Annotated in this window: 19 protein-coding genes and 2 pseudogenes; 12 read left to right on the forward strand and 9 right to left on the reverse strand. The window is 60.7% G+C overall.

All coding sequences use genetic code 11. From position 1 onward, the window contains the following. Positions 1 to 520: 520 nt before the first annotated feature. Both M1R55_RS26685 and M1R55_RS26690 read left to right on the forward strand, forming a co-directional pair. On the forward strand, positions 521 to 1399 hold the full coding sequence (locus M1R55_RS26685; protein WP_249396278.1) for a DUF2382 domain-containing protein: 879 nt from the start codon (positions 521 to 523) through the stop codon (positions 1397 to 1399). A 127-nt stretch (positions 1400 to 1526) separates the two neighbouring features. Further along, the gene (locus M1R55_RS26690; RefSeq protein WP_249396279.1) at positions 1527 to 2144 is read left to right on the forward strand and encodes a YsnF/AvaK domain-containing protein; all 618 of its coding nucleotides are present in this window, start codon (positions 1527 to 1529) and stop codon (positions 2142 to 2144) included. 26 nt (positions 2145 to 2170) lie between these two features. Here the strand turns inward: M1R55_RS26690 and M1R55_RS26695 are convergent, their stop codons facing one another. Continuing rightward, positions 2171 to 5632: an EAL domain-containing protein gene (locus tag M1R55_RS26695; RefSeq protein ID WP_249396280.1), complete on the reverse strand. Its 3462-nt coding sequence runs from the start codon at positions 5630 to 5632 to the stop codon at positions 2171 to 2173. A 419-nt stretch (positions 5633 to 6051) separates the two neighbouring features. Next, entirely contained in the window at positions 6052 to 7737 is a 1686-nt protein-coding gene (locus tag M1R55_RS26700) for an FAD-dependent oxidoreductase (RefSeq protein ID WP_249396281.1), read from the reverse strand. Between the two features lie 192 nt (positions 7738 to 7929). Between M1R55_RS26700 and M1R55_RS26705 the strand changes: the two genes are divergently transcribed. Next, a complete protein-coding gene (locus M1R55_RS26705; protein ID WP_249396282.1) occupies positions 7930 to 8139 on the forward strand; it encodes a hypothetical protein in 210 nt (69 codons plus the stop codon). Positions 8140 to 8159: 20 nt separating this feature from the next. Here the strand turns inward: M1R55_RS26705 and M1R55_RS26710 are convergent, their stop codons facing one another. Continuing rightward, complete coding sequence (locus M1R55_RS26710) at positions 8160 to 9191, reverse strand: LacI family DNA-binding transcriptional regulator (protein ID WP_249396360.1); 1032 nt, start codon at positions 9189 to 9191, stop codon at positions 8160 to 8162. A gap of 382 nt (positions 9192 to 9573) precedes the next feature. On the opposite strand from M1R55_RS26710, the gene M1R55_RS26715 reads away from it, so the two are divergent. The 5 genes from M1R55_RS26715 to M1R55_RS26735 all read left to right on the forward strand — a co-directional run bounded on the left by M1R55_RS26715 (position 9574) and on the right by M1R55_RS26735 (position 15526). Continuing rightward, positions 9574 to 10944: a sugar ABC transporter substrate-binding protein gene (locus M1R55_RS26715; protein WP_249396283.1), complete on the forward strand. Its 1371-nt coding sequence runs from the start codon at positions 9574 to 9576 to the stop codon at positions 10942 to 10944. A 242-nt stretch (positions 10945 to 11186) separates the two neighbouring features. Further along, positions 11187 to 12110 (forward strand): carbohydrate ABC transporter permease, encoded by a 924-nt coding sequence (locus tag M1R55_RS26720; RefSeq protein ID WP_249396284.1) that lies wholly within the window; start codon positions 11187 to 11189, stop codon positions 12108 to 12110. A gap of 2 nt (positions 12111 to 12112) precedes the next feature. Further along, entirely contained in the window at positions 12113 to 12976 is an 864-nt protein-coding gene (locus M1R55_RS26725) for a carbohydrate ABC transporter permease (RefSeq protein ID WP_249396285.1), read from the forward strand. A gap of 188 nt (positions 12977 to 13164) precedes the next feature. Next, positions 13165 to 14685 carry a mannitol dehydrogenase family protein gene (locus M1R55_RS26730; RefSeq protein WP_249396286.1) on the forward strand — a complete coding sequence of 507 codons (1521 nt, stop codon included), beginning with the start codon at positions 13165 to 13167 and terminating at the stop codon, positions 14683 to 14685. Positions 14686 to 14758: 73 nt separating this feature from the next. After that, entirely contained in the window at positions 14759 to 15526 is a 768-nt protein-coding gene (locus M1R55_RS26735) for an SDR family NAD(P)-dependent oxidoreductase (RefSeq protein ID WP_249396287.1), read from the forward strand. A gap of 4 nt (positions 15527 to 15530) precedes the next feature. On the opposite strand, the gene M1R55_RS26740 is transcribed toward M1R55_RS26735, so the two are convergent. Then, on the reverse strand, positions 15531 to 15746 hold the full coding sequence (locus M1R55_RS26740) for a hypothetical protein (protein ID WP_249396288.1): 216 nt from the start codon (positions 15744 to 15746) through the stop codon (positions 15531 to 15533). 166 nt (positions 15747 to 15912) lie between these two features. On the opposite strand from M1R55_RS26740, the gene M1R55_RS26745 reads away from it, so the two are divergent. The 4 genes from M1R55_RS26745 (at position 15913) to M1R55_RS26760 (ending at position 22826) form a co-directional block, all read left to right on the forward strand. After that, entirely contained in the window at positions 15913 to 16992 is a 1080-nt protein-coding gene (locus M1R55_RS26745; RefSeq protein WP_249396289.1) for an NAD(P)-dependent alcohol dehydrogenase, read from the forward strand. Between the two features lie 51 nt (positions 16993 to 17043). Further along, positions 17044 to 18558, forward strand: coding sequence for an FGGY-family carbohydrate kinase (locus M1R55_RS26750; RefSeq protein WP_249396290.1), 1515 nt, complete (start codon positions 17044 to 17046; stop codon positions 18556 to 18558). 286 nt (positions 18559 to 18844) lie between these two features. Further along, entirely contained in the window at positions 18845 to 19489 is a 645-nt protein-coding gene (locus M1R55_RS26755; protein ID WP_249396291.1) for an FMN-dependent NADH-azoreductase, read from the forward strand. 166 nt (positions 19490 to 19655) lie between these two features. Beyond that, a complete protein-coding gene (locus tag M1R55_RS26760; RefSeq protein ID WP_249396292.1) occupies positions 19656 to 22826 on the forward strand; it encodes a glycoside hydrolase family 38 C-terminal domain-containing protein in 3171 nt (1056 codons plus the stop codon). A 3-nt stretch (positions 22827 to 22829) separates the two neighbouring features. Here M1R55_RS26760 and M1R55_RS26765 read toward each other — a convergent pair. The 5 genes and pseudogenes from M1R55_RS26765 to M1R55_RS26785 form a co-directional block, all read right to left on the reverse strand. Continuing rightward, positions 22830 to 23488, reverse strand: a pseudogene (locus M1R55_RS26765) (EAL domain-containing protein). A gap of 18 nt (positions 23489 to 23506) precedes the next feature. Then, positions 23507 to 23665, reverse strand: a complete 159-nt coding sequence (locus M1R55_RS26770; protein WP_249396294.1) for a hypothetical protein — start codon at positions 23663 to 23665, stop codon at positions 23507 to 23509. Between the two features lie 81 nt (positions 23666 to 23746). After that, on the reverse strand, positions 23747 to 24316 hold the full coding sequence (locus tag M1R55_RS31995; RefSeq protein WP_305880282.1) for a GGDEF domain-containing protein: 570 nt from the start codon (positions 24314 to 24316) through the stop codon (positions 23747 to 23749). Positions 24317 to 24346: 30 nt separating this feature from the next. Continuing rightward, positions 24347 to 24649, reverse strand: coding sequence for a hypothetical protein (locus M1R55_RS26780; protein WP_249396371.1), 303 nt, complete (start codon positions 24647 to 24649; stop codon positions 24347 to 24349). After that, a pseudogene (locus M1R55_RS26785) lies at positions 24612 to 25379 on the reverse strand (IS982 family transposase). Before M1R55_RS26785 ends, M1R55_RS26780 begins: the two are co-directional and overlap by 38 nt. Positions 25380 to 25471: the final 92 nt, after the last annotated feature.

Raw genomic sequence — 25471 nt, forward strand, 5'->3', positions numbered from 1 at the left:
ATTAAAAATCATATTCTCCCCGCTCTGCTCATTCTCAATGTAGAGCGGGGCTGTTTTATTGCCGCGAAGTGGTGTGCTGACCTGGGGGTCGTTTAAGCTTGAATTTTCAATGAACCGTACTCAGCTCATCGTTTAACAGCTCGACCTTAAACAAATTGAGTATCACGTGCAAAGCATGGAAACAGTTCTACAGAAACTTAGCCTGATAACGAATGAAGACTTAGCGATCTCGTATCGTCTAGTTAAGTTTTTTATGAGTAGCGATTGAAGCAAGCTCAATCTAAGCTAATAAAAATATGCAAAGGCTGCTTTTGTGGGCTTGTTGGGGCCGACATAAACCTTAACCCAAGACAAACCCCGGTAAGCATTGAGAAAACACTCAGCAGGATGGCAATGTAGCCTGATTACACTTGCTCCTGACCCTGATAGACGGCATGAACACAGGGAACGATGGTTTTCGTGTAAGACCAGACATTCAGGACTACGTGTATTCCCCCTTCCCCTCACTGGAGGTTTTCCCATGACACAGCCCCAACTTGCACTGCTTTCCGAACTGACCCGCACGCACGGCGACGCCCTGACCGGCGAAGGCGTGTACTTGCCTAATGGCAGCGTCGCCTACGGTACGAATGGCGAGAAGATCGGCACTATTCGTGATGCACTCGTTGATCCCTCTAGCGGCAAGCTGCGCTACCTTATCGCTGATGTGGGCGGCTGGTTTTCCTCCAAAGAAGTGCTGATTCCTGTAGGCCATGCCCGGATTAGCGATGACGGTGTGTACTTTGACAACCTGACCCGCGAGCAGGCCCGCGATCTGGGCGAGTACCGCTACGGCGAAATGTATGCCGACGAGTCGTATGAGTCCGACGAGCGCGTTCTCTTGGGAGCCGACAAGACCACGGCCGTAGATGAAACCGCCCGCTCTGCCTACCGGGACACTGCCTACCGCACGCCCGAGCGCCTGCAACTCTTGGAAGAGCGTCTGGTGGTCAATAAAGACCGTTTCCAAGCGGGCAGTGTAGAGATCGGCAAGCACGTAGAAACCCGCGAGCAGCAAGTGAACGTGGCTCTGGAGCGCGAAGAAGTGATTATTGAGCGCCACACCGTCACCGATGGGCAGGCCGTGACTGGGGCCGTGTTGGGTGAAGGCCAAACCACGATGCGCGTGGATCTGGAAGCCGAGCGCGCCAATGTGGGCAAGGAAGCTTACGTGGTAGAAGAAGTTGAAATTGGCAAACGCACCGTGACCGACAGTCAAGTCGTGACCGAAACCGTAGGCCGCGAAGTACTTGACGTGACCAAAACTGGGGAAGTCCGCATTGACCAGGGTGGCACGACGATGACCGAAACCACCTCCGAAATGTCCACTGAGATGAACAGTACCAACCGGAAGGTCTGAGGTCAGGCTGACCACTGACATTTCCGCAGAAGGATGACCGTCCCTCGGAGCAGCGTGGAAAGTATCCGCTCTGCTCCGGGTTTTCCGTTCCCAACTTTGCATTTTATGCTGGACTGCGAGGCCCCTCATGACTGACCCACGTGATCCCACAACAAAAGATGCCGCCGTGCCCTCTTTGGTGGGGCAATCTCCTCCAACTCCGGCCAGTACAAGCCTGAGCAACACAGGCACAGGGGGCACGACCTCCAGCAACACAACCTCTAGCAATGCTGCCGAGCTACTGGTCTCTTCCGAGTTGGGTGAGCAGCAGCGGTCTTTAAAAGTTCACCTGAATCACCTGACTCTGCACGAGGAACGTGCCCGGATAGACGTGGTGCGCGAGGTGTACGGCTCTGTGACCATCAATAAAGTGGTGACCGAAAGGCAAGAGTTGGTGCCCGTAATGCTGCGCACCGAGAAGCTGGAGATTACGATTGCGCCCGGCGCAGGCGAAGTGCTGATTGACGGGGTAGCCCTAGAGCCGGGCCGTACCCACGAAGTCCTGCTGCTGGAAGAACGGGCCACCATACAAAAAGAAGTCTTCCCCTCGCTGGACGTGCAAATTTGGAAAGAAAGCCGGGTCGTCGATCAGAGCCAAACCGTTTCGCTGCGGCGTGAGGTGCTGGAAGTGATTGATCCGATGGGATTGGCCCACGAGAGCAGCCAAACTGAGGCAGCGGTGTCCAACGATAAGAACCGTTCCTGAAGCATTGTCCTTGACTGCCCCGGTGATCAGCCCTGGCTTGGCCCGGTGGTTTGGAGGACGGCCTGCTCTGCAAACGCTGGGTACACCACGCCTTTGATCTGTGCCGCGGGCAGAGGACGCGCAAACAGGTAGCCCTGAACGTAGGTGCATCCCAGGATTTGCAGCACTTCCAGTTCCGAAATTTCCTCAACGCCCTCGGCCACCACGGTAATACTCAGGCGGTGTCCCAGCAGGATGACGGCTGCCAGAAGCGCCTGACGCCGCGTATTCTGCGCCACTCCTTTGACGAACAGGCGGTCTACTTTCAGCACGTCGATGGGGAGGGTACCCAGAACCGCCAGGCTGGAAAAGCCGGTACCGAAGTCATCCAAGGCTATGCGGATGCCGAGGTTACGCAGGGCTTGCAGGCGGCTGTTGACCAGTTCCATATCCTGAATAACGATGGCCTCGGTAATTTCAAGAATTAAGCACGAGGCCGACGCCCCTGTAGATTCCAGTGCGTCTATCACCTCGTCCAAGAAATCCGGGCGCATCAACTGGGTAGAACTCACATTGACGCTGATGGATACGGGTACCTTCCAGGCTTGTGTCCACGCATTGCCTTGCCGCAAGGCGCAGCGCAGCACCATCGCACCCAGTTCGTGAATCAGTCCGCTTTCCTCTGCCACGCGGATGAATTCCAGCGGGCTGACCCAGCCCAATTCATCGTCGTGCCAGCGGGCCAACGCCTCGAACGCCACTGCTTGCCGTCCCATAAGGCCAACGATGGGCTGATAATGCACACTCAATCCCTGACACTGCATTGGTGGGGCAGATGCAGCCTGGGCGTGCAATGTGGCGCGCAATCGCCGTTCCAGCCTGACCCGCCGCTCCTGTGTGACCGACAGGTCAGGCGTGAACAAGCACCATTTGCCCGCACCGATCCGTTTGGCCTGATGCAGGGCCAAATCCACCTGGCGGTACAGTTCGCTTGCCGTCGCGCCCTCGTCGGCGCTGATGCAGATGCCCACGCACACACTGATCTGAAAGTCCATGTCGGCCACCGACAACGTTTTCCCCAGACGGTCTATCAGCAGGGCCGCCATGTCGTCGGCCTCGGTTTCGTCGGCAATAGGCAGCAGCACACCGAATTCGTCGCCCGCCAGCCGGATCACCGTGCCGCGCCCCTTGCATACTTCGGTCAGTCGCCGCGCCACTGCCTGAAGCAGAGAATCTCCGACATGGTGCCCAAAGGTGTCGTTGACGGTCTTGAACTGGTCTATATCCAGCAGCAGCACGGCGGTGGTGGTGTGCGGCTCTCTGGCCAACTGTTCCAGCGACCAGTTGAACACCCGGCGGTTGGGAAGGCCTGTCAACTCGTCTTCGCGGGCTTGGCGCTCCAACTGTTGGCGCATCCGGTAAGCCTCGGTCACGTCGGCAAACGACACGACTGCGCCGCGAAAAACTCCTTCTTCTGCCAGAGGGACGGCGTTGATAGAGACCAAAATTGCCTGGTTATCGGGCCGCATGTATTCCACGACGGAGTCGCGCACTGTGTCGCCAGAAGTGATGACCCGCGCTGCCGGGTACGCGCTGACAGGCAGCAGTTGGCCTGCCGGGTCGCGCAGATTCCAAGCTGGGTCGAAGGCCGATGGGAAGGGCAGCGTGCCCGTTTCCGCCTCTTGGCCTCCGCCTAGCCCACTCAGTTGATAAGCGGCCGGGTTGGCCGCCACCACCCGTCCCGCCGCATCAAACAGCAGCACGCCCTCATCCAAAGACTGCAACGTGGTTTGGGCTTGCCGCTCGCTGCGTTCCAGTGTTCTAAGCAATTGGGCACGTTGCAGGGCCTGAGCAAGTTGCGGTTGTAACCAGCGCAGATGCTCCAGCACATCTTCGCTCGGTTCCGCATATCCCATAAAACTCAGCGCGATGACGGCGGTCAGCTGTTGCTCATGATTCAGCGGTACGAGCAGCACAGGCCCTGCTTCTTTGAGCAGGCTCCGGATAGGCGTTTCGGGGACGCCTGTGGGTGGGAGGGCAGACACTTCATCGTGCAGCCAGAAGGGAAGGCCCAGCGCGATGGCCCGCCCAATGGCCGACTCCGGCCCCGCCTGAAAATGGCGGAGTTGGCTCAGAAAATACTTGGGGATTTGCTCGGCATGGAGCACCCGGAACGTGCCCACCAAGTCCACCGGACCAGCCAACAAGGCGTGCGGGGTTCCGGCCAGCTCGGCCACAGCTTTCAGGGCGCTGCGGTAAACGGTCTGTGCCTCAGAGGCCTGCCCCAACTGCGCCAACAGGTGCCGAGCGCCGTCCTCCCAACGTTTCTGGCGCTCCTGCTCGGACACATCCCGAATGGCCCCCACCCAGCCGCACACTTGCCCCAATTCGTCCTGAACGGGTACGCACTGGACCTCGGTGGCCCGGAATTGGCCGCTGCGGTGTTGCAGCCGCGCTCTCATCTGAAAAGAACGGCCCAGCGCGGCTTTGGCCCGCAGTTCTTCGTTGGCCGCCGCCTGATCGTCCGGATGCACCGCCGCCATATACCCGAATTCCCGGTGCTGCTCGAAGGTCTGGCCCGTAAAATATTCCCAGGTTCTGAGGGGACGGGTGACCCTCAACTGGGCATCGGCTTCCCAGATCACGGCGTGGGTGGTCTCCAGCAGCGTGCGGTAGCGGCCCTCGTTGCGCTGCGCTTCCTCAAACAGTTGGGCGCGTTCTATGGCGCTGGCACACTGGGCCGCCACCACTGTCAGTTTGCTGCGGGTCAGCAGGTCTAGGGCCCAGGGCTGCTTCATGCTCAGCGCCATACTGCCCAGCACCCGCCCGCTGCTGCGGAGGGGCAGAATCACAATTTCCTGAGTCTGTGGGTCAATCAGCATGTCCGGGTAGCGGGTTTCACATTCGGCCCGGCTCAGGATCATCAGGCGGCCACTGCGGAACACGTCGGCCATCGGCACAGGGCTGTCTACCGCCATCCGCAGGTAGGGCTGCACCAGCGCCGGATCAAAATTAACCTCGTAGCGGGTCTTCAGGACGTCCTCGTCGGGGTCGTGAAGGGCCACCAGCACGCCGTAGGTTTCTTCACGCAAGTGCCGTAGCACGGTATCGAGCACCTGATCCAGATGGGTCGCGGCGTTCAGGGCTTCCGTTAACGTCAGCAGGCGCGAGGCGTTGCGGCGGGCCTGCCGGAACGAGGTGACATCCTGAAAAAACACTTCGATGCCCTCCGAAGTGGGAAAAATCTTGACATGAAAATGCACGCCCAGCGGCGGATATCCGGTGTCGAAGGCCACGCCCTGCCCGCTGTACAGGACGTCCGCGTGGCGCTCGATCAGTGCCCAAGCCTCAGGGAACTCGTCCGGCAGGCGGCGGCCCACCAATTGATCGGGCGTTCGGCGGGTTGCTCTGGCGATGACCCGGTTCACATACGTAAAGCGCCACTCCCGGTCTAGAGCCACGTACCCATCCGTCATCGCTTCTAAAATGTGGCGATCATGTGAGTTCAAAGGCGTTCTCTCCGAATGGTCAAGGTCATTTATGCTGGCACGGTCAGCCAACCTCAGCCATGAGTTACCTCGCGTTTCTCAGTTCTTATGCCCTGTAAAAATTGTATTCAATCGGACATACATGTGCGTATTGCTAACGTCAGCAGTGAACAGGACAGGAAACACGTCTCGGATTGGGCTACATGGTGGGGGATGGCCAGAATCGTGGAAAAATCTTTAATCTTCGGGTGAATTGGGTGTCCTCCTGTGCAATAGCCAGAGATAAACGAACCGTATAGCGCCCAGTTGGGCCGCTTTAGGGCATGTGTCGACAGTGTTGGTTGTGTTGACCAAACGAAGTGAGCGAATTCGAGGCAACAGTTGGGAAGGTGAAAGCGGTAGAGGTTTTATTCAGGTGCTGTAATTCGGATAAGTGTATTTTAAGTCTGCTCTTGCGGCCCCAGATAATGATGAACCAGGGCCACTGCCATGCTGCCCTCGCCCACGCTGGACGCCACCCGCTTAATAGAATCGTGGCGCACGTCGCCCGCCGCAAAGATGCCCGGCACGCTGGTTTCCAGCAGCAGCGGATCACGCTCTAGCGGCCACTGATCGGCAGTTACGGCGCTGCCCGTCAGCACATAACCGCGTTCGTCGCGGGTCAATTCTGTGGGCAGCCAGTCGGTGCGGGCGTCGGCCCCAATAAACACGAATAAGGCGTCGGTTTCAATTTGCTCAGCTTCATTCTGGTTGCCAGTGGGTTGCGGTCTGGTATGCCGCACGGTCAGGCCTGTCAGGTGGGTTTCGCCGTGCAGCGCGGTCACTTCGCAGTTTAGGCAGACGCGCACATTGGCCTTGCCGCTCAACTGGTCTATCAGATACTGAGACATGCTGGCCTCTAGGCTCGGCCCGCGAATCAGCAGGCTCACGCGCTCGGCATAACCCGAAAAGTGCATGGCCGCCTGCCCCGCCGAGTTTCCGCCGCCGATCAGGTATACGTCTTTGCCCCGCGTGCCGGACGCTTCGGTGCGGGCCGCGCCGTACCACACGCCTCGCCCGCTCAGTTGCTCGGCTTTTGGCAGCGGCAAGGGCCGCCATTCCACCCCAGTCGACACGATCACGGTGCGGGCCTGCAACTGTTCACCCCCATCTAAAGTCACCACATGGCAGCCCTTTCCCGGTAGCGGGCTGGGCGTCACGGCCACCGCCTCACGCGTCGTTATCACTTCGGCCCCAAATCGCCGGGCTTGGCGCAGGGCACGGGCGCTCAGGTCGTCTCCCGACAGGCCAGTAGGAAAGCCCAGATAGTTTTCTATGCGCGAAGACGTGCCTGCTTGCCCACCGGGGGCGTGCTTTTCGATTAGCAGGGTACACAGCCCCTCGGACGCGCCGTACACCGCCGCCGCCAACCCCGCCGGGCCGCCGCCCAAAATCACCACGTCGTATTCAGAGCGCTCTGGACTGACTTGCAGGCCCACTCGTGCGGCCAATTCACGCAGGCTGGGACGGGTCAGCACCTCTCCGTTCGGCAACACCACGGCAGGCTGGGGTAGGTGCGCCACTTCCGGCGGAATCAGTACGGCCAGCGCAGGTTCTTCGGGGTCAAGCCACCGAAACGACACCTGATTGCGGGCCAGAAAATCGCGCAGGCCAGAGCAGCCCGGTTCGGCGCGGCTCCCAATCAGCAGGGTTACAGTTTGCGGCGTTTCTACGGCCAGCCGTTGCAGGTCACCCACCCGCCGCGCCATGTTCCTCAGCACCCGCGACGCCACCGCGTCCGAACGGGCCATCAGCGCATGAAAAGCGGGCGCTTCCAGCCGCATGACCCGCGAATTTTCCCGTGCCCGGATGCTCGCCACTGCCGCTGACCCCAGCAGCAGCGGCACCTCTCCAAACGTCTCGCCGGGCAGGTAAGTGGTGATGACGTGCTCTTCCCCCGCCGTTTCCTTGCTGACCTCCAGTTGCCCCTCCAGCAACACAAAAAACGCTCCGGTGTCGCCTTCCTGAATCAGCCAGTCGCCTGCGTTCAGGCACACGTCGGCGGCAACCAGGGCCAATTCCTCGTGCCCGGCTGGGTCGAGGTCGGCAAAAAAAGCAAGCTGGCGCAAGTCTTCGGGAGTAATCAACAGAGAGTCCTTGGGCGCAGAGGGGGAACTGGCGTCCGGCGTGCATTCTGCCAGCCCGCGACCCGCTTTTGCCGTGAGCCGTCACCCACTCAGGCCCTCCCCCCGTACTCTTCAGATCAGACGAAGGCCAGCAAAAGACCGACTTTATGACAACGCCATTTGTCAGCCGAGCTGATCCGGCACACTCAGATCATGGTCACTTTCCTCTCGCTGCTGATGGGAAGCTCCAGTGTGCTGAGCGTGCTGACGCTGGTGCTGCTGTTTACTGGCAATCTTTGGGCCATGGCGGCCACCGCCGCCGCCGCGCTGCTGCTGGCCGCGCTGGCTATTCCGGCCCTTGTACAGCAAGAAGACAGCGAGCAGGGACAGGTCGAGGTCGGCGCTTTTGGCGGAACCGACTGACAAGCTTGCGGTTGTGGCGCTTATTTTAAAGACTGAGCCAGTTGAGGTGGCCCGCAACTGCCCCGTTCGATCATTTTGCCGGGAAACGTCATGCTTTGGCCCGTCGAGCCGCCTTCTAGGGCGGCAATAATTTTAAGGGCCGTCGCCTCGGCCATCGCTTCTACAGGTTGCTCTATGACGGTAATGGGCGGGTCGACCAGCGCTGTCCACGGATAGTTATCGAACGTCAGCAGGCTCACGTCGCCCGGAATGTGCAGGCCACGTTCGCGGAGTGCCCGGTAAGCCCCGACGGCCTGTGTTCCGGCCAGCGCCACCAGCGCAGTGGGCGGTGTGGGAAGGCCCATCAGGTCGTGTGTCAGGCGGTAGGCGGTGTCTTCGTTCAGCAGCGTGACGCGCTGGTATTCGGGCGGTACGGTCAGGCCGTGCGCGTTCATGGCCTCGGGGAACGCCCTACTGCGTTCTTCGGGATGAATGCTGGGATGGTAGGTGCCCAGCGCGGCAATCCGGCGGTGGCCGAGGCTGTGCAGGTACGCGACGGCGCTGTACACGGCGGCGGCGTTGTCCAGCATCACGTAGGTATAGGGGCTGTTGGGCGAGGTGTAGTCGAATTCCACGACCACCACGCCCCGCGCCACCATCCGGGCCAGATATTCCCGGCTTTCGGGGCCGTAGCCCGCCCGGATCATGATGGCCGCCACCCGCTGACCGTACAGGCGGCGCAGTTCCTCGACTTCACGGGCAGCGCTGTATTCGTTTTCGGTAATGATCAGCGTATATCCGGCCCGGTTCAGCGTGTGTGCGGCGGTACGGGCAAACTGGGCAAAAAAGGGTTCGATGATGCTGCCCAGCACCAGGCCCACCGTTTGGCTCTGGCCTCCGCGCAGGCCGCCTGCACGTTGGTCGGGTTCGTAGTGCAGGGCTTCTATGGCGGCCTGCACGCGGGCCAAGGTTTCAGGCGTAAGTTTATCGGCGTCACGCAGGGCACGTTTGGCAGTAGTAGGGGAGACGCCCGCAAGTCGCGCAACGTCCTGAATGGTGGACACGCGGGCCATTCTAAGCGTCATAGCAGCAAAACACGAGACACACGGCTAGGTTTCCCGGCCAGCCAGATATGGCCAGCAATTGGGGGCGGCAACCAGATAGACGCGGCACACACGGACTCCTCTGACCAGACGAGTGGATGATCAACCACTTCACTGAACCAGCTCATGATATGCCAATGGTCACGAGATCATTGCACTAGGTGTAAGGATTACGCTTAAGGCTGGACATTCGCCCAGAAGTGTGGTTCACTAATGGTCACGAGACCATCAATCAAAGTTCTGGGTGAAAGCGGTCACCCGGTCTGCCCGGTGCGCCTGTGTACCGAGTCCTGTGCCGCCTCATCCTCTTCCTGCTGCCCTGTTGTGCGGCATGCGCCCCGGAGGCTCACCCATGCAATCGATTTCAAAGCGGTTCTCGTTCAAGCGTTCCCTGACCTTGGCCCTTTCGCTCGGCACTGCCGCCGCTCTGTCGGCTGCGTCGGCGGCCAGCACCATCACGATTGCTACCGTCAACAACCCCGACATGGTGACCATGCAGGGCCTAACCGGGGAATTCAACAAAAAGTATCCCGACATCACCGTGAAATGGGTCGTGCTGCCCGAAAACGAATTGCGCCAGAAGATTACGCTGGACGTGGCGAGCGGCGCAGGCAGCTTTGACGTGGCGACTGTGGGCGCATACGAAGTGCCGATCTGGGCCAAGAACGGCTGGCTCGATCCTCTGACGCCCCTGTTCGCCAAGAACCCGGCCCTTGCCAAGAGCTACAACGTGAACGACATCCTTCCCAGCGTGCGCGGCGCTCTGACCGTGAAGGGCAACCTGTACGCCGTACCCTTTTACGCTGAAAGCTCTATGACGTATTACAACAAAGACCTGTTCAAGAAGGCTGGTCTGACCATGCCCGTGCAGCCCACGTGGAACCAGGTGCAGGGCTTTGCCGCCAAAATCCATAACCCCGCGGCGGGCGTGTACGGCATCTGCCTCCGCGGCCTGCCGGGCTGGGGCGAAAACGCCGCGTTCTTCAGCACGCTGGCCAACACCTTCGGCGCACGCTGGTTTGACAACAACTGGCAAGCCCAGCTGAACAGCCCCGCCTGGAAGAGCGCTCTCACCTTCTACGTCAACCTGATGAAGAAGTCCGGCCCTCCCGGAGCCACCTCTAACGGCTTTACCGAGAACCTGACCCTGATGAGCCAGGGCAAGTGCGGAATGTGGGTCGACGCCACCGTTGCCGCCGGATTCCTCAGCGATCCCACCAGCAGCAAGATCGTGAAGAGCGTGGGCTTTGCCAATGCGCCCGTCGGCCCCGGCACGCCGCGCGGCAACCACTGGTACTGGAGCTGGAACCTCGCCATTCCCAAGAGCAGCAAGCAGGAAGACGCCGCCTTCAAATTCATCACCTGGGCCACGAGCAAGGAGTACATCGCACTGGTCGCCAAGACCAAGGGCACCTGGGCCAGCGTTCCTCCCGGCACCCGCGCCAGCACCTACGCCAACGCCAACTACAAGAAGGCTGCCGGAGCCTTCAGCGGTCTGGTCATCAACGCCTTAAACACCGCCGACGTGAACAAGGCCACCAAAGACCCCGTGCCCTACACCGGCATTCAGTTCGTCGCGATCCCTGAGTTCCAGGCACTCGGCACCGTCGTCGGCCAGTACATCGCGGGTGCACTCAGCGGCCAGACCACCATCGACCAGGCCATCAAGCTGGCGCAGGACGCCGCCAACAAGACCGCCAAAGACGGCGGCTACCAGAAGTAATCCAGCAGAACTGATCCAGCAAGAATCACACTGAATTTGACCCGCTGTTAATGAAGACCGAACACTGATGGCCCGCATGGGGTGGACGACAACCGCCCCATGCTGTCATTTTCAAGCAGAATAATCTTCTTACTGTTCAGTTATTGCCCTAATTCCAATGCTGTACTGCCTCAATCCTGTACGGCTTCTATCTGGTGCTGCTCAGCCGTCGACTGGCAGGTTGAGCTTAGAAGGTGACTCGCATGACTATTGCTCAAAATTTGACCGCCACCAGCCCGCCCGCACCGCGCCAACGCTTCCGCTTTACGCCTGCGGCCCTGATCTGGCCCGCCATGCTGTACCTGATTCTCACCACTCAGGTGCCGTTTTTCATGACGCTGTATTACTCGCTGTTCCGGTACAACCTCGTCGATCCTACCAACCGTCCGTTCGTTGGACTCGGCAATTACATTTCGCTGCTCACCGATCCCAGCAACCTGCGAATCGTCCTGAATACGCTGGTGCTGGCAGGCGGGACACTCGCAGTCACCCTGATCCTCGGCGGCTCGCTCGCCATGTTGCTGAACCGCAATTTTCCGGGCCGCACCCTGCTGCGTACTCTGATGATCAGTTCGTTCCTGGTTATGCCCATCGTGACGGCTGTGGTCTGGAAGAACATGCTGCTGAACCCCGTGTTCGGCTTTTTCTCGTGGGTGGTCAGTTCGCTGGGCGGCGTGCCCGTAGACTGGCTGGCCCAGTTCCCGATGGCCAGCGTCATTGCCATGATCGCGTGGGAATGGACACCGTTTGCCATGCTGATTTTGCTCACGGGCCTACAAAGCCTGCCCGAAGACCAACTGGAAGCTGTGCGCCTTGACGGAGCCAGCCCCTGGCAAGAGTTCCGCTACGTGGTACTGCCCCACTGGACGCAGGCTATTCAGGTCGTCGTGCTGATGGAAACCATCGCGCTGCTTCAGGTCTACGGCGAAATCTACGGCAGTACGTCGGGCGGGCCGGGCGTGGCCACCACTAACCTGCCCTACTTCATCTACCAGAAGGCTTTTGCCGAGTACAACATTGGCCTCGCCAGTGCCGCAGGCGTGCTGACCGTGATCCTGACCAACATTCTGGCGGTGTACCTGCTGCGAATGATCAACCGCACGCTGGCCCACAACAAGGGGGACTGACCATGACTGCCGTACCCACCACCCTCCCGCCCACCAAACGCAGCAACGCCGCCGCCCGCACGCGCATTCAAAACATCGTGCTGACCACCATCACGTACATCATCGCCATTTCCTTCCTGTTCCCACTGGTCTGGATGATGATGGCCGCCTTCAAAACAGAAGCTCAGGCGTTCGCGGTGCCGCCCGTCTTCTCCTTTAGCCCCATTACCGACAATTTCCAGCGGGCGTTGCCCAGCTACTTTCCGGCGCTGGTCAACAGCCTGATCGCGGCCATCGGCAGCACCATTCTGGCCTTCATTCTGGGCCTGCCTGCCGCTTTCGCCCTGGCGGTGTACCCCACCAAACGCGCCCAGAACACCCTCACGTGGATGCTGTCCACCAAGATGATGCCCGCAGTAGGCGTCATCGTGCCGCTGTTCCTGCTGTACAAAAGCCTCGGCCTGCTGGACACCCGTTTGGGCCTGATCCTGATGTACACCACCATGAACTTGCCGCTGGTGGTCTGGATGATGCACTCGTACCTCACCGAGATTCCGTATGCGATTTACGAGGCGGCCAAAATCGACGGCGCGAGCGTCAGTCAGGAGTTCTTCAGAATCGCGCTGCCACTGAGCATGCCGGGCGTGTCGGCTACCGCGCTGTTGTGCCTGATCTTTGCATGGAACGAAGTGTTCTTTGCGCTGAACCTGACTACCTCGGACGCCGCGCCGCTGAGCGTATACATCGGTTCGTTCAAGACCAGCATGGGTCTGTTCTGGGCGCAACTCAGCGCCGCCGCAACGCTCACTGTGTTGCCCGTTCTGATCTTCGGTTGGGTCGCCCAGCGTCAACTCGTGCGCGGTCTCAGCCTCGGAGCCGTGAAGTAAAGTCTTTCGGCGGTGGACTGGCGACGGGGGTTGCTCCAGTCCACGCCGAACTTCTCTCCCAGGGAAAAGAACCTCAGGGAAGTGAATGCACCTTTCAGGCTCTGAACCGCCTTCACGCGCTTCAGAGCCGCGCTCTTTGAGGAGCAACCCCGCTTTAAGAACACCTTCTGCATTTTGGGAGTCCTCATATGGTCAAACTCAACAGGTCAGCCCTTGACACACTGGGTTCCAACGTTCTGGTTCCCAGCTACGATCCTTCAGTCCTTCAGTCCAGCATCGTTCACTTTGGCGTGGGGGGGTTTCACCGCTCGCACGAGGCCATGTATCTAGACCGCCTGCTCAATGCGGGGGGCCATGACGAATGGGCCATCTGCGGGGTGGGCGTGCTGCCCCACGATGCCCGGATGCAAGCCGTTTTTGCCGCCCAAGACAACCTGTACACCCTCCTCACCGTGTCGCCTGACGGTCAATCGGAAGCCCGTATCATCGGGGCGATCAACTGCTTTTTGTTCGCACCCGCCGACCCCGAAGCGGTGCTGGCAAAATTGGCTGACCCAGCCACCAAAATTGTCTCCCTGACGGTTACCGAAGGCGGCTACAGCGTCAACAACGTCACGGGCAAATTTGAAGTATCCAGTCCGGCCATTCAGCACGATCTGGGCGTGGGCGCGACGCCCAAAACGGTGTTTGGTTTCATCACCGAGGGGCTGCGCCGTCGCCGTGAGCTTGGCCTTGCCCCCTTTACTGTGATGTCCTGCGACAACATGCAGGGCAACGGGCATGTGGCCCAGCACGCCTTTACCGCCTTCGCCCGTCTGAAGGACGCCGAACTGGGCGAGTGGGTGGCGCAGCATGTCGCCTTTCCCAACTCGATGGTAGACCGAATCACGCCTGTGACCAGCGAGCAGACCAGGCTGGAATTGGCCGCCGATTACGGCATAGAAGACCAGTGGCCGGTGCTGGCCGAAACCTTTACCCAGTGGGTACTGGAAGACAAATTTACGTTGGGGCGGCCTCCGCTGGAAAGGGTGGGCGTGCATCTGGTCGACGACGTGGAACCCTACGAACTGATGAAGCTGCGGCTGCTGAACGCCTCGCATCAGGCCATGAGTCATCTGGGACTGCTCGCAGGCTACACCTATGCCCATGAAGTGCTTCAAAACCCGCTGTTCGTAGACTTTTTGCTGGGCTACATGGCGCAGGAGGCCACGCCCACCTTGCAGGCCGTGCCGGGAATTGACCTCGCCGCCTACCGCCACCAGCTGATCGAGCGCTTTGGCAGCCCCGCCATTCAGGACACCCTAGACCGTTTGGTGGCCGAAGGCTCAGAGCGTATCCCCAAGTTCCTGCTGCCCGTCATCCGCGAGCAACTGGAAAAGGGCGGCGAAATAGAACGCTCGGCTCTGGTAGTGGCAGCCTGGAGCGTGTACATAGAAGCGGCCAACCAAGGGCGCTTTGCCCTGATAGACCCCCGCGCCGAACGACTGACGGCGGCAGCCCTGCGCGAAAGTCAGCAGCCAGGAGCCTTCCTGGAACTGGAAGACATCTTTGGTGATTTGGCCCGCAGCGAGCGCTTCAGGGCAGCGTATTTGGTGGGTCGTGAACGTGTGCAGCGTCTTGGTGCACTCGGCGCACTGCAAGAACTGGCCGCCAAGACCGGAGGCCAAACCAGCGTGGGCATGGACAGCGTGAGCGCGGGTTCAGCCTGAAGCTTGTCTTCAAAGTCTCTGATCAAAGCCTGTGAGACCGTTCCTCTCTCTCAACCGCACATAAGGACAACACATGACTCAAGCTCCCGCTTCTAACAACATCCTCGATCTGTTTAAATTAGACGGCAAAACGGCCCTGGTTACGGGCGCGGCGCAGGGCATCGGCTTTGAAATCGCCAAAGCGCTGAAGGAGGCGGGCGCGAACGTCGTCATCGCCGACATGAATCCGGCGGTAGGCGAAGAAGCCGCGTCCAGCATCGGCGGTACTTTTGAGGTGCTGAACGTCACCGATTCGGCGGCAGTCAGGGCACTGGCCGAGCGGCTGGGCCGGGTGGATGTGTTGGTCAATAACGCCGGAATTGTTCGCAACGGCCCCGCCGAAGACGCCAGCGACGATGACTGGAACGCGGTGATGCGCGTGAATCTGGACGGTGTGTTCTGGTGCTGCCGCGAGTTTGGCAAAAAGATGCTGGATGCCGGATCAGGCAGCATCGTCAGCACCGCCTCCATGTCCGGCATGATCTCCAACCACCCGCAGGCGCAGGCGTCCTACAACGCCAGTAAAGCGGGGGTCATTCACCTGACCCGCAGTTTGGCGGGCGAGTGGGCGGGGCGCGGCGTGCGCGTGAACGCGGTGGCCCCCGGCTACACGGCCACTCCGCTGACCAAAAAAGGGCTGGCGATTACCGAATGGAGCGACGTGTGGCTGCGCGAGACTCCAATGGGCCGCTTGGCCGAGCCGCGTGAAATTGCCCCCGCTGTGGTTTATCTGGCCTCCGACGCCTCCAGTTTCGTGACTGGACACACGCTGGTGATAGACGGCGGTTACATGGTCTGGTGAAAACTTAATTCTGAACAGAGTTGCTGTGAAAATGCCTTGTTAGCATTTCTTCAGCCAGAGATTCCAGTTCTTGGAAATAATCGAAGTATTCCCCATTCAGGGAATTGAGCATCACCGCTAAATCTTCCGTCAATTGCCTAAGTTGATAGAGATCTAAGGCCCGCGCCTTTCCTTCTGTCGATGAAATCTGGCCTAGCAAGGCGGCCATATCCGCATCCATCAGGACGACATCTTTTCCTAATAGACTAGCGAGACGGTGCGGACACGATGGAAACTTCCAGTTCAGTCAAATGGAGAAGCGTTCTCTCCAACAGTTTAGTTCCCGCAAGTTCATTTCCATTCTAGCATTAAAAAAATCCCCAAACTTTGCCGAAGGAGTGCCACCCATGACCGTACTAGATTCTCAAACCTCAGTTCTGACCGGGCACCGTGCGCTGGGTTGGGAAACCCGCCCGGTGGCCGCGCCGGGGCCACATGAAGTGCGCGTGAAAGTGCGGCGTATCGGCGTGTGCGGCAGCGACGTGCATTACTACACGCATGGGCGCATCGGCAAATTTGTGGTGGAAGGCCCGCTGGTGCTGGGCCACGAGGTCAGCGGCGTGGTGGAAGCGGTAGGCGAAGGCGTGAGCCGCGTGAAGGTGGGAGACCGTGTGGCGCTGGAACCCGGCGTGCCTTGCCGCCGCTGCGCCTACTGCAAATCCGGCGCGTATAACCTCTGCCCCGACATGACGTTTATGGCGACTCCGCCGATAGATGGAGCCTTGTCCGAATACGTCCTGTGGCCCGACGACTTCGTATTTCCTGTGCCCGATAGCGTATCTGACGACGCGGCGGCGCTGTTGGAACCGCTGGCAGTAGGCGTGTGGGCAGCCCGCAAAGGCGCAGTGAAAACGGGCGACAGCGTGGCTGTGTTCGGCGCGGGGCCGATTGGCTGCACCACCATTCAGGCGGCCAAAGCAGCGGGCGCGACCATGTTGATCGCCATAGACCTCGAGGATTTCCGGTTGGACTTGGCGCGGCAGGTGGGGGCCACGCATACCTTCAATGCCCGCACGGGCGATCCGTTGGAATTCATTCGCAGCATCACAGCGGCGCGGGACGGCCTGCCGCTGTCTCATGCGGGCGTAGATGTCAGCTTTGAAACGGCGGGCAGTTTGCCAACCACGCGCCTCAGTCTGGCGGCCCCCAAACCGGGCGGCGTGACCGTGCTGGTGGGCCTGCCGCCAGACCCCGAGGTCAGCCTCGATATCGTGAGCGCGGCCAGCCGGGAAGTCAGCATCCGGGGCGTGTTCCGGTATGCCAACTGCTACCCCGCCGCCATAGAACTCGTTGCCAGCGGCGCAGTCAACCTGAATCTGCTGGTCACGCACCGCTACGACTTTGCCCACACGCCCGAAGCGTTCGCTTTTGCCGACGCGGAAAAGAAGACCAGTATGAAGGTCATGATTGAGGTGAATTCCGATTGAATGCAGTGTCTTGTTGTGGCTCAATCCGGCCAATGGAACGGAGTCCATCTGATGTCGCCTGAACTGCTGCTGGGGATAGATGTCGGCACCTACTCCAGCAAGGGTGTGTTAGTCACGCCCGCCGGGAAAATCCTGCGTCAGCATGTCGTCCCGCACACGGTCTCCTTTCCAGCCCCCGGATACGCCGAGCAGGACGCCGACGCCGTGTGGTGGGCCGATGTGCAGGTCATTATCGCGGCCCTACTGTCGGGCGAGTATTCGGGTGCGGACGTGGCGGGCGTGGCCCTCAGCGCCATCGGCCCCACGCTGCTGCCGCTGGATTCGGCGGGCCGTCCGCTGCGCCCCGGCATCCTGTACGGCGTAGATTCCCGCGCTCAGGTGCAAATCGAGGCGTTGGAAGTAGAAATCGGCACCGACGCTATTTTTGCCCACAGTGGCATGAGCCTCACCAGTCAGGCCATCGGCCCCAAAATTCGCTGGCTGCGCGAGCAGGAACCCACCATTTGGGCGCAGACGGCCACACTCACGACGGCCAGTGCCTACCTCACGTATCGCCTGACGGGGCGGCACATCATGGATCACCACACGGCCAGCCACTCCATGCCGCTGTACGATCCGGCCTCGCGCCAGTGGACGCCGAAGTTTGCCGTGCCAGTGCTGGGCGACTCCGACCTGTCGCGCCTGCCCGAACTCGGCTGGAGCGATGAACGCGCCGGAACCGTGACCGCTGAAGCCGCCCGCCTGACCGGACTGCGTGAGGGCACGCCCGTCGCGGTGGGCGCGGTGGATGCCCTCAGTGAAGCCCTCAGCGTGGGCGTGGTGAATCCCGGCGACCTGATGATCATGTACGGTTCCACCACCTTTTTTATTCTGGTGCAGGACGCGCCCACGCCCGATTCCCGCGTGTGGACGGTGGGCGGCGCATTCGTGGGCCAGCACAATCTGGCAGCAGGCATGGGCACGACTGGCAGCCTGACCCGCTGGTTTACCGATGAATTTGCCCGCGATCAGCCTACCGGCGAAGCCTACGACACGCTGTTTGCAGGGGCCGACGCCATCGCCCCCGGCTCGGACGGCCTGTTGGTCTTGCCGTATTTCAGCGGCGAGCGCACCCCAATCAACGATCCCCATGCACGCGGCGTCTTTGCCGGAATGAGTCTGACCCACACCCGCGACCACCTGTTCCGCGCCGTGCTGGAAGGCGTGGGCTACGGCATTCGCCACAACATAGAGGCCTTCCGCGACCTCGGAGCCGACGTGCGGCGCGTGGTGGCGGTGGGCGGCGGCGCAAAAACCCGCACGTGGCTGCAAATCGTGTCCGACATCAGCGGCGAGGCCCAGCACTTGCCCGAAACCACGGTGGGGGCCAGCTACGGCGACGCTTTTCTGGCCGGAATTGCGGCAGGTGTTCTCACGCGGGCCGACCTGGATTCATGGGTGCGCCCCGCCGACATCATCCAGCCCAACGCCGCCCAGAAGCCCGAGTATGACCGCTTATATGGCCTTTACCGCGACTTGTATACGGGCACGAAAGACGTGCTGCATGCTCTGAGGGGCCAACGCTGAAGTTAGATCAGTTCTGTCCGGGTTGCAGATGCAGAGTTGTCCTCACATAAGCGGAGAAAAGGTGGGACTCTGAATCACGCTGTGGCCTGTCGTCACAAGCCTTGTCGCTGACCCCGCTCATGCCAGACCCAATCGAGTTTTGAGAATGCTGTGTGATATATTCTAGTTGACAAAACAAAGTACTTTAGACTAAATTGCACTTAGTTGGAGTCGGTGCATTTGCCCGCTGGCAAGCTTCGCCCCACTGCACCAGCACCCCCCCCATTCAGCAACAGAGGAGCTTCAAATGACGAAAGTATTATTTGTGAAGGGCAATCCTAAGAGCACCGAACAGTCGTATTCGCTTCGCCTCGGCCAGAGCTTTGTCGATGTCTACGCTGCCGAGAATCCTGGCGCTCAGGTCACTGAACTTGACCTGTACGAAAGCAATATCCCCCTGATCGACGCAGAAGTGATGACCGCGTGGGGCAAATTGGCCCAACAGTCGGAACTGAGCCACCACGAAGCCGCCAAAGTGCTGCGCCTCGGTGAATTGGTCGATCAGTTCCTGGATTCCGACGTGATCGTGTTTGCCGCGCCCATGTGGAACTTTGGTTACCCCCCGATGGTCAAGGCCTACATGGACGCCATCGCCGTCGCCGGAAAAACCTTCCAGTACACGGCCACTGGCCCCGTAGGCTTGGCGGTGGGCAAGAAAGCGTTTATTACCGAAGCCCGCGGCGGTGTCTGGAGCGCTGGCCCGATGGTCAGCATGGAGCATTCTCAGAGCCACTTGCGGGCCTTCCTGGGCTTTTTGGGTGTCACAGACGTGCAAGTGCTGTTGGCTGAAGGCTTGAACTTCGATCCCAGCAAGGGCGAAGAAATCTTGGCCGAGGCTGTAGCACGCGCTCAGCAGGCAGCCAAAGCTCAGCCTGTAGCGGCAACCGTCTAAATCTAAACCACATCTAAAATAATTTGGACTCAGGGCCGCCGGGGAGCAACTTCTGGCGGCCCTGTTCGTTGTCTCGCTGTTCTTTGCCGCACAGTTTTTGTTGCCTGAAACCAGTCTCTTTGGAACTCCGCCTCCAACCGTTCCCTCCCGTGTCACCATAAGCGCCATGTCGCATGCCGTGACCACCGAGCAGCACCTCAAACGCCTGTTGCAACGCCTGAACGAGCTGCACGCTTGGGCCGATGCTGTCACTTTGCCGCTTCCAATAGGCATTTTCAGAGATGCGGCGGGCCAAGAATGGCCGATTCAGGAAGGCTCGGCGTGGCCGTCGCGGGCCTTTCCAGTGTCCATGCGCTTTGAGGTAACGGTGCCGCAAGCTTGGGCGGGGCAGGCCGTCACCGCGCAACTGTTGCCGGGCGGCGAGGGGTTGCTCCGCGTGAACGGGGCCAGCGTGGGCGGCCTGAATCCTTTTCATACCGAAATTCGGGTCTTGGCAGCGGCGGTGGGCGGCGAAGTATTGAGCCTGGAAATAGAAGCCAGCCCAAAGGGCCTGTTTGGCTCGCCGGAGCGGAAAAATGCGTTGCACCGCGCCCGACTGGTGGTGCCTGATGCGGGGGTGCGGGCGCTGTACGAAGACCTGTTGGCCGTGTATGACGCCGCCCAACACCTGCTGAAAGCGGGCCGCTCTGCCATTGCCGAACGCCTGACCGATCTGCTGGACGCGGCTTTCCGGCAGATTCCGCTGGAACGGGGCAACAGCGCAGCGTATCTGGCGCGGGCCGTGGAAAACCCGGTGCTGAAGGCCACGATTGACGGCCTCTGGGATGAATACGAGTTTGAAACGGCTAACCCGCCGCCCTACCCGCAGGAATGGCAACCCCGACTGGCAGCCGCGCGGGCGTGGCTGCAGAGCGCACTGGACAGCTTGCGGGCCGAGTATCCGGCAGAAGGCCATCTGGCGTTGACCGGACACGCGCACATCGATCTGGCGTGGCTGTGGCCCCTGTCGGAAACGCGGCGCAAGGCCCGGCGCACCTTTGCCACCGTGCTGAACCTGATGGAGCAGTACCCGGATTTCGTGTTCAACCAGAGCATGGGCCAGCTGTACGAGTATGTGCAGGAAGACGACCCCGCGCTGTTCGAGCGGATTCGGGCCAGAGTGATGGAAGGGCGCTGGGACGTGGTGGGCGGCATGTGGGTCGAGCCGGACGGCAACCTGCCCAGCGGCGAGGCGTGGGCGCGGCAACTGCTGCACGGTCAGCGCTACTTTCAGAAAGAATTTGCCGTGCAGTCGCGGGTCTGCTGGCTGCCCGACACCTTCGGGTACGCGGGCAACCTGCCGCAACTCCTGAGGCTGGCCGACATGCCGAACTTTTTTACGACCAAGCTGAACTGGAACGAAACCACCGTGTTTCCCTACGACCTGTACCACTGGGAAGGACTGGACGGAAGCCGCGTGCTGGCGCACAGTTTCCTCAATCCTGCCGAGGGCTACAACGGCGACATCAAGGCGCTGGATACCTTTGAAACGTGGAAGGCCTTCCGGGGCAAGCGGCGGCACGGAGAGAGCCTGCTGAGCTTCGGCTACGGCGACGGCGGCGGCGGCCCGACTTCCGGTATGTTGGAACGCTACGCCCGCCAGCGCGATTTTCCAGGCCTGCCCAAGCTGCACATGACGCGGGTGGCCGACTTCTATAACCAGATTGGGGCCGAGGCGCGGGCCAATTTGCCGGTGTGGGTGGGCGAGCAATATTTTGAGTTGCACCGGGGAACGTACACCACGCAGGCCGAAATCAAGCGCCTGAATCGCCGTCTGGAACTTACTTTGCCCGAAGCCGAAGCTGCCTGTGTGTTGGCTGCCCGCATCATTACCCGTTCTTATCCGCACGCCGAATTACACGCGGCTTGGAAGGTACTGCTCAGGAACCAGTTTCACGACATCTTGCCCGGAAGTAGCGTGCAGGCGGTGAATACAGTGGCCCAAGCCGAGATGCGGGGGGCACTGGAAGAGGCCGGGCAACTGCGCGACGCGGCCTTGCAAGCCCTCAGCGACGCGGTAGGTGGGCCGTCTGACCAGACTGAGCGTGTGGTGGTCTGGAATCTGACGCTACAAGACCGCCTGCTGAGTGCTGATTTGGCTGGGCTGGAAGGCCTCAGCATTCCGCCGGGGCTGACTGTGCCGGGGCTGGGTTACCTGAGCTTTCCGGTGGCTGTCGCCGAACCTGCTCTGCCTGCTTTCCCGCCCGATGACCTGACACTAGAGAATGAGTATTTGCGCGTGCAGGTGAGTGCTGACGGCACATTAAGCAGCCTGTACGACAAGCAGCAGGGCCGCGAAATGTTGGATGGATGGGGCAACCAACTGTGGGCCTACGTGGATATTCCGCGTATGTGGGAGGCGTGGGACGTAGATGCCACCTACACGCAGGAAGGCGAGGAGTGGACGGCGTTGGAAGCCCCCCGGCGCGTGAGTGCGGCAGAGGTGCAGGTGCGCCGCGGCAGCCAGCAGGAGCGGGGTAATCCCCGTTCGATGAACCCCAGCACTATCACGCAAACCTACCGCCTAGACCCCGGCAGTAAGCGGCTCGACATTCACACGCACGCCGACTGGCAGGGCCGCCGCACCTTCTTGCGGGCGCTGGTGCCGCTGCAAGTCCGGGCCAATGTCGCTACCTTTGAAACCGCGTTCGGCGCAGTGACCCGCCCGACCCACACCAATACGGCGGGCGACGCCGCCCAATTTGAAAAACCCGGCCACCGCTGGGCCGACCTCAGCGAAGGCGGCAGCGGCGAGGCAGGGAGCGGCCTGAGCTTGCTCACCGACAGCAAATACGGTTACAGCGCGGCGGGCAATGTGCTGGGCCTGAGCCTGCTGCGTTCGCCCATTTCGCCAGATCCGGCAGCCGATGAGGGCCTGCACCAGTTCACTTACAGCCTTTATCCACACGCGGGCGACTGGCGAAACGGCACGGTGGCAGAGGCCCACGACCTAAATGCGCCGCTGCTGGCCTACCGGAGCGCAACTCCTGACGGAACCTTGCCTGAATCGGCCCGCCTGCTGCATCTGCACGGCGGCCCCAGCCTGCGCCTGAGTGCCCTAAAATTGGCTGAAGACAGTGATGCAATGATTATCCGGCTGTATGAAACGCACGGCACTCGCGGTCAGGCAACGTTGACGGGGTTGGACAGCTTGGGACTCGGTGACGGTTGGCAGGCGGTAAACTTGTTGGAGCAAGCGCTAAATACAGAAGATTCAGCACCACAAAAAGCGCTCGCCTTCACCCCCTACCAAGTCCTCAGCCTGTGCTCTGGCGGGGGAGAAGAGCGACGTGAGTAGCAGTTACGATTCTGGCGTGGAGCCGCCAAACCCTCCTTGTTCATCCGGCCAGCCCGCTTGCGCAACCCCCAGAAAGTAGCCCTGCACGCGGTTGCAGTCGAGGGCACGCACGGCCTGCAACTGCGCCGGGGTCTCTATGCCCTCGGCCACCACTTCCAGATTGAGGGTGCGGGCCAGGGCCGTCATGGCCTGCATCACCCGCAGCGCCTCGCTCGATTCTCCCAGCGTGCGGACGAGTTCTCGGTCAAGCTTCAGCGCATCAAATGGCAGACGCAGCAGGCGCGACAGGTTGGATTCTCCGGCCCCGAAATCATCGAGCGCGATCCGGACGCCCAAGTCCCGCAGCGCCGTAAATTGCCGCGCCGTGAATTCGGGGTCTTGCACCACGCCGCGTTCGGTCAGTTCCAGTTCCAGGGCGCTGGGATCAAGCTGATGGCGCAGACAGGCGTCGTGGACGGTGGAAACAAAATCGGTGCGGGCAAACTGCTGGGGAGACACGTTGAGGGCCACCCGCGTCGCCACAGGGCGACTTGGGCACAGGCCGCATTCAGTACCCACCCCCCGATGGGCACGATCAGGCAAGAATCCTCGGCGGCAGGAATGAACACGTCCAGGCGCACCAAGCGGCCACCGTCGGGAAACCAGCGCAACAGGGCTTCCATCGCCACGATCAGGCCGGTTTAGGGATCGACCTGAGGCTGATAATGCAGTTGAAATTCTTCGCGGCCCAGTGCGACCCGGAGTTGGTTGCCCACCAGCAGGCGGGCGCGGGCGCTGTCCTGCATTTCGGGCGCGTAATGCCGCCGAGGATTCTTGCCTGATCGTTTGGCCTGATACATCGCCAAATCGGCGTGCCGGGATCAGTTCCGCCGTGCGGATACAGGCTGATGCCGATGCTGACCGTCAGAAACACCTCTTGCTCAGAAACCGTGAACGGGCTGTCCAGGGTGGCTGCCAACCGTTGCGCGAGGGCTTCGGCGCTGGCATGATTCGGGGCGCTGTGGGCACAGATTCAGTTTTTGGGCCACCAGGCACAGCAATGTATCGCCCGCCGCATGGCCCAGGGTGTCGTTGACGGCCTTAAATCCGTCCAAATCCAAAAACAGCAGGGCAAAAGGCGCGCGCTGTGTTACCTGCGGCCAAATGGTCTGCGCCCACGTCGGGTGATCCGGCCACCATTTGGGCCAGATGGGCCGCCCTCCTGCACGGTTGGCCAGCCCCGTCAGCGGATCATGATGAGCCAGGTGCGCCATTGCTCTGGCTTGCTCGCGCTGGTATTCGGCCTCGCACTGTGCCCACGCCGCGTGGGTCTGGGCCGCCAGCACCCCCACCCGTTGCCGCGCTTCTTCGGTCAGGCGGTTGCGCTCCAGCTCCACCTGCGCTTGGAGGTGCGTCAGGGCTGACTGGGCGTCTCCGAGTTGGTCAAAGACCTCGCTCTGGGTGGCGTGGATTTCCTCGGACAGTTGGGGCAAGCCCAGTTGAACGGCCAATACATAGGCCTGATCCAGCTCTGCCAGGGCTTAGAACCAACGCCCCAGCCGGGTCAAAAGCGAGCCCAAACGTTGCCGCTGACGGCCTTCTGCCTTGCCGCTGCCACTGCTTTGGGCTAGGGCCAGTGCGACCCCGTGCAGCCGCTCTGCCTCCGAGGAGTTTCCCCACTGCTCGTGGGCACGCGCCAGATGGTCATACCCCACCGTTTCGACCATCACCAGCCCGCTCCGGTGACAGGCTTCTATGCCCCGCCACAGCCACACGACGGCTCCGCGTGGGTCGCCCGCCCCCAAATCAGACACCCCCAAGCCGATCAACGCCCAAGGCGACATTCAACCGGAGACTCAGGAACTTCTTGACCTGTCCCCAGCGCAGTCCCGCACCCACCAGAACGGAGAAGGCAGACTCGATGTACTTCCTTGCGGCCCCATACTCTTCTTTCCAACGGGGATCAATCTGTTTCGCATTCGCCTCCTTGGGGGTCAAGCATGTTTCAGACTGATAACCCTTGTCTCCGATCTGTTTTGGCCCGCTGTAAGCGGGCCAGTCCCTAAACACCCTCGCAGAGCACGCTGAAATCGTGCTCATTCGCTGGACGAATCTCGTATTTAACGATCTTGCCGTTCAGCGCACTCCAAGCGTGCAATTTGAAGCCATACACCGGCCCAGCCGTGCTGAACGCATGACGAGCCCCTCGAAATTTGCATCGTGGCGCTCGCTTGAAGGTCGAAACAGGGAGCGGCTGTGAATCCACAGCGACGAAGTCCAGACACTGGACTTCGGTGGCCAGTTGCTCGACGACCGGGGTCAATCGAGCGAGCCGGATTCGGGCTTGCGGTTCAGAGGGGAAGTGCGGAAAGTGGTTCAGCTTCAGAAGTCGCCACCACCGGCTGAAATAGGGCACCTTATGCAGTTTTTAAAGCACTGCGACGGCCACGAGGTCAGTGTCACAAAAATTCTCGTGTGGATGGAACAGTTTCGGTGGAAGGTGAGGCGGGTCCAGCGACTGAGAAGGGTGACAGCGGTAGAAAGCGACTGTAAAGTGAGGTCGGGACGGCCCATAACACCGTCCCTTTCGCATGTTTTGCTCTACAGGTCAACCCCCTGATGGCCTGACACAATTTATGAGAAAGCGTCCCCGGTAGGGGACACTT

Source organism: Deinococcus sp. QL22 (assembly GCF_023370075.1).
In the GTDB taxonomy this organism is placed as follows: Bacteria; Deinococcota; Deinococci; order Deinococcales; family Deinococcaceae; genus Deinococcus.

Coding starts and splice junctions, on each gene's coding strand:
- M1R55_RS26750 (WP_249396290.1), top strand. CDS start 17,044: ATGTCGCCTGAACTGCTGCTGGGGATAGATGTCGGCACCTACTCCAGC.
- M1R55_RS26725 (WP_249396285.1), top strand. CDS start 12,113: ATGACTGCCGTACCCACCACCCTCCCGCCCACCAAACGCAGCAACGCC.
- M1R55_RS26735 (WP_249396287.1), top strand. CDS start 14,759: ATGACTCAAGCTCCCGCTTCTAACAACATCCTCGATCTGTTTAAATTA.
- M1R55_RS26780 (WP_249396371.1), bottom strand. CDS start 24,649: ATGTCGCCTTGGGCGTTGATCGGCTTGGGGGTGTCTGATTTGGGGGCG.
- M1R55_RS26715 (WP_249396283.1), top strand. CDS start 9,574: ATGCAATCGATTTCAAAGCGGTTCTCGTTCAAGCGTTCCCTGACCTTG.
- M1R55_RS26690 (WP_249396279.1), top strand. CDS start 1,527: ATGACTGACCCACGTGATCCCACAACAAAAGATGCCGCCGTGCCCTCT.
- M1R55_RS26770 (WP_249396294.1), bottom strand. CDS start 23,665: ATGTATCAGGCCAAACGATCAGGCAAGAATCCTCGGCGGCATTACGCG.
- M1R55_RS26720 (WP_249396284.1), top strand. CDS start 11,187: ATGACTATTGCTCAAAATTTGACCGCCACCAGCCCGCCCGCACCGCGC.
- M1R55_RS26710 (WP_249396360.1), bottom strand. CDS start 9,191: ATGGCCCGCGTGTCCACCATTCAGGACGTTGCGCGACTTGCGGGCGTC.
- M1R55_RS26685 (WP_249396278.1), top strand. CDS start 521: ATGACACAGCCCCAACTTGCACTGCTTTCCGAACTGACCCGCACGCAC.
- M1R55_RS26705 (WP_249396282.1), top strand. CDS start 7,930: ATGGTCACTTTCCTCTCGCTGCTGATGGGAAGCTCCAGTGTGCTGAGC.
- M1R55_RS26755 (WP_249396291.1), top strand. CDS start 18,845: ATGACGAAAGTATTATTTGTGAAGGGCAATCCTAAGAGCACCGAACAG.
- M1R55_RS26745 (WP_249396289.1), top strand. CDS start 15,913: ATGACCGTACTAGATTCTCAAACCTCAGTTCTGACCGGGCACCGTGCG.
- M1R55_RS26740 (WP_249396288.1), bottom strand. CDS start 15,746: ATGGATGCGGATATGGCCGCCTTGCTAGGCCAGATTTCATCGACAGAA.
- M1R55_RS26730 (WP_249396286.1), top strand. CDS start 13,165: ATGGTCAAACTCAACAGGTCAGCCCTTGACACACTGGGTTCCAACGTT.
- M1R55_RS26760 (WP_249396292.1), top strand. CDS start 19,656: ATGTCGCATGCCGTGACCACCGAGCAGCACCTCAAACGCCTGTTGCAA.